At 64.5% G+C, this 3255-nt stretch carries 5 protein-coding genes; 1 reads left to right on the forward strand and 4 read right to left on the reverse strand.

Annotation, left to right across the window (positions count from 1 at the left end):
* The 4 genes from BP858_RS06910 to BP858_RS06925 form a co-directional block, all read right to left on the reverse strand.
* Positions 1–390: pyridoxamine 5'-phosphate oxidase family protein (locus BP858_RS06910; RefSeq protein ID WP_286879162.1), on the reverse strand; the 390-nt coding region annotated here is incomplete at its 3' end.
* 70 nt (positions 391–460) lie between these two features.
* On the reverse strand, positions 461–1615 hold the full coding sequence (locus tag BP858_RS06915) for a hypothetical protein (protein ID WP_286879163.1): 1155 nt from the start codon (positions 1613–1615) through the stop codon (positions 461–463).
* A 133-nt stretch (positions 1616–1748) separates the two neighbouring features.
* A complete protein-coding gene (locus BP858_RS06920; protein WP_014868084.1) occupies positions 1749–1910 on the reverse strand; it encodes a hypothetical protein in 162 nt (53 codons plus the stop codon).
* Positions 1911–1949: 39 nt separating this feature from the next.
* A complete protein-coding gene (locus BP858_RS06925) occupies positions 1950–2798 on the reverse strand; it encodes an SDR family NAD(P)-dependent oxidoreductase (RefSeq protein ID WP_062265339.1) in 849 nt (282 codons plus the stop codon).
* Positions 2799–2993: 195 nt separating this feature from the next.
* Here BP858_RS06925 and BP858_RS06930 point away from each other — a divergent pair.
* On the forward strand, positions 2994–3255 hold a 262-nt coding region (locus tag BP858_RS06930), incomplete at its 3' end, for a transposase (RefSeq protein WP_286879164.1).

The raw sequence follows: 3255 nt of genomic DNA on the forward strand, positions 1-3255 counted from the left end.
GAGGGGCCGCACCTCACCGACCTCGAACCTCACCACGGCGTGAACCATCGCCGCCGCCTCCTCGCCCACAACCCGGGCGGTCTCCCTCTTGTAGGCGTCCAGCATCTCGCCGGAGGTTGCATACTCCTTCATCCGCAGGTAGACCCTGAGACCTTTCCAGCCCTCCAGCGTCTCGGTCTCGCCCTGCTCCACGATGAGGAAGACGGCGTGCGGGTTCTCCTGCAGGTATTCAAACGTGCGGTTCTTTCCCAGGGCAACAACGATGGTCTTCTCATCGACCATCTGCGGCGAGCCGAAGACGGCCGCATCGACCTTTCCGTCCCGGTTCGCGGTGCTGAGGACGCCGATCCTCGGCTGTTTGTTGAAGTACTCCATCAATCTGGTCGGCATAATGGACCCTGCCTCGTCACTCCGGGTTAAAAGCGTATGGGTGGCGGGGGCGCAGAACCCCATGCTCACCTCAGACCGCCAGGAACTCCCCGGGAGCGAGGCTGGTGGCGAGCATCACCGTATTGATCTCAGGGTTCTGGAGCCAGGTGTCGGCTTTCCGGTTTCCATCGTCCATCCAGAACCCTTCGATCGCGTCCGCAAGCGGCACGTATTCCATGAGGGCTTCGGCCCGCCGCTCACGACCGCCTCCTCGGCCGAAGAGATCAGGGTTCTCCCGGACCGCTTCGAGCAGCCCGGGGACGCCCTCAAGCCCGATCGCGAGCCCGAGTTCCCTGAAGGCGAGGCGGTAGTCCGCAGGATACCGGAGACTGCCGCTCCCCGCGAAGCGTGCGAGGCCGGCAAGGGCTGAATCCAGGACAGAGTCCAGCAGATCCGGGTACAAAAAGCCGTCCCTGATCGTCAGGTGCACGATCCTTCCGGCATCGAAGAGGAGGCCACCGATACCGAGCGGGTCGTCAGTGGCCAGGTTCACGCCCCGGCAGATGCCGGCCATATCCGTGATCACAGGCGAGAGATCGGTCCCCCCGGCCGTCGCCTGGAGTTCGCTGTAGGTGACGAGCCCGTCGAGGGGGTCGTGCTGCCCCATGGCCGGGACGAGCGGGTAGGAGAGGTCGATGCTCATCTTCCAGTGCATCCTCTTCCTGCCGCCGGAGGGGGGCGTGTAGGTGAACGCGGCGTGGGCCGCCTCTGCAAGTTCCACTGCCCACCTGGTATAAGTCGGATCCCCCGTGACCCGGCTTACCCGGTTGAGCGCGTGCATCCACTTCGTCAGGTAGTGGTAGTACTGCCCGTCCCGGTCCCACTCCAGGCGCTCGTCCAGGGGTTCTCCTGGCCGGCGTTCTGGGAGCGGTTTTCCGATCCTGAGACCGCCCCGGGTGGGATGGGCCTCGCCCTCTGCCTCGGGAAGACCGCTGATCCAGCCGCCCCGGGAGTCGTCGTCACGGTGCCGGCCGAGGGTGTGGTGCACCTGGTCGACGAGGGCGAGCGCGAGGTCGCGGCAGGTTCCGTCGCCCGTCCGGCGAAAGAGTTCAAGGTAGTTGCAGACCGCGTAGGCGTCGGTCCAGAGGTAGCGCCGCGGGCGGGCGCGGGGAGGCAGAAGTCCGGTCTGGCCGGCAAACTCCATCATGAGGTCCCGGACGGTCGTGGTATTCAGGCTTTGTGCCATATCTCCTCCGTAAGAGCGGTACTCGCGAGTAGAGCACAGCGGTGCGGAAGGACCACCGGCCAGTCACCCCCATGCCTCTCCACTGTATCAACGATCTGGGTTCGCGGGATTACGAGATGCCCCCGCGCCCCCGTCACCGCAGCCTGCAGGCCTCATCGTAGGACTTTTTGCACTCAGGGCAGAGAACCCGCGCCTTTCTCAGGTCCGGGAACGTCTCTTCGGTGATCTCGTCACAGGCCGCCCCGCATATCTCGCACCAGTACTCCTTTGTCTCTTCTTTCCTCTTGCCTTTCATGCAGTCTTCCTCCACATCTCCGTCACCGCTCTTCCCTCATCAGGCATATGCTTTTCCGCTGGAGCGGTGCCATTCCTCAACCCCGGTGAGGTCGAGCCCCATCTCCCAGAACCGCTCCCTGACCTCCGGGTCAAGGGCGAGGGGCGACGGGCGGGCCCACCGGGTCGCCTCGAAGTAGCCGCCGTTCACCGCCGCGGCATCCGGGGACGTCGCGAGGTAGACCTCCACCTCCGCCCCCTGCTCCGGCGGGGCGCTGCCCTGCTCCCCGGTATAGGCACGGAGCAGTTTGGTGTCGATCACCCCCGGATGGAGGCAGTTCGCCGTCGTCTTCGTCCCCTCAAGCACCCGCGCAAGCCGGGCGGTGAAGGCGACGACCCCGAGTTTTGATACGGCGTACGTGTCGTAGGCGTCGTAGTCGTCAAACCCCGGGAGATTCTCCCAGTCGACCGACCGCACACTCCGGTGAGCGATCGATGCGACGTTGACGACCCTCGCCCGACGGCTCGCGGAGAGGAGCGGGAGAAGGTCGTGGGTGAGCAGGAACGGGGCTATGTAGTTCACGGCAAACGTCATCTCGATCCCGCCGGGTGCAACTTTTCGTTCTGGCATAAAGACCCCTGCGTTGTTGATGAGCACATCAAGGCTGTCATGCGTCTCGCCGACCTCCTCCGCGAGACCCCTGACCCGCTCCTGCACCGAGAGATCGGCGATGAAGAGGGCCAGTCGGTCGGAACCTGTGGCTTCTTCCAGTTCCTCGAGGACGGCGCGCCCCTTCCCCCGGTTCCTGCCGTGGAGCAGCACGCGGTGACCCTGCCGGGCCAGGGCATGTGCGGTTGCCTTCCCGATACCGTCCGTCGAGCCCGTGACCAGGATAGTCTGCTCTTCCATACGGTCCGGATGCACATCATCTCTATTTGAACGTTTGGTGCCGGATCGGCATGGTGTCTACCTCTGCGGGGCTCGCGGGGCATGAGCGGGAGGGCTCCCTCCGCAAGGGGGGAGGGGATTCGCGGCGCCCCTTCTTCACTTTCACGGCGCACGGCCCTTCTTTATGCCGGCGGAGGGTCAACATGATGCTATCGTATGCTGCGGAGGTATCAGTACCGGCTGTATCCGACCGAGGATCAGAAGACCCTGATCGCCCAGCACCTCGGGTGCTGCCGGTTTGTGTACAACTGGGCGCTTGCCCGCAAGAATCAGGCGTACCACGACGAGGGCATCGGCCTCTCCAAGTACGACCTCATGAAGCAGCTCCCCGCGCTCAAAGCGGAGTTGCTGTGGCTGAAAGAGGTCAACGCCCAGTCGCTGCAGCAATCGATCCCCCACCTTTTCCGTGCGTTCACGA

It is taken from the genome of Methanoculleus sp. UBA413, from assembly GCF_002502935.1.
Taxonomy (GTDB): Archaea; Halobacteriota; Methanomicrobia; order Methanomicrobiales; family Methanoculleaceae; genus Methanoculleus; species Methanoculleus bourgensis.

Coding starts and splice junctions, on each gene's coding strand:
- BP858_RS06920 (WP_014868084.1), bottom strand. CDS start 1,910: ATGAAAGGCAAGAGGAAAGAAGAGACAAAGGAGTACTGGTGCGAGATA.
- BP858_RS06925 (WP_062265339.1), bottom strand. CDS start 2,798: ATGGAAGAGCAGACTATCCTGGTCACGGGCTCGACGGACGGTATCGGG.
- BP858_RS06915 (WP_286879163.1), bottom strand. CDS start 1,615: ATGGCACAAAGCCTGAATACCACGACCGTCCGGGACCTCATGATGGAG.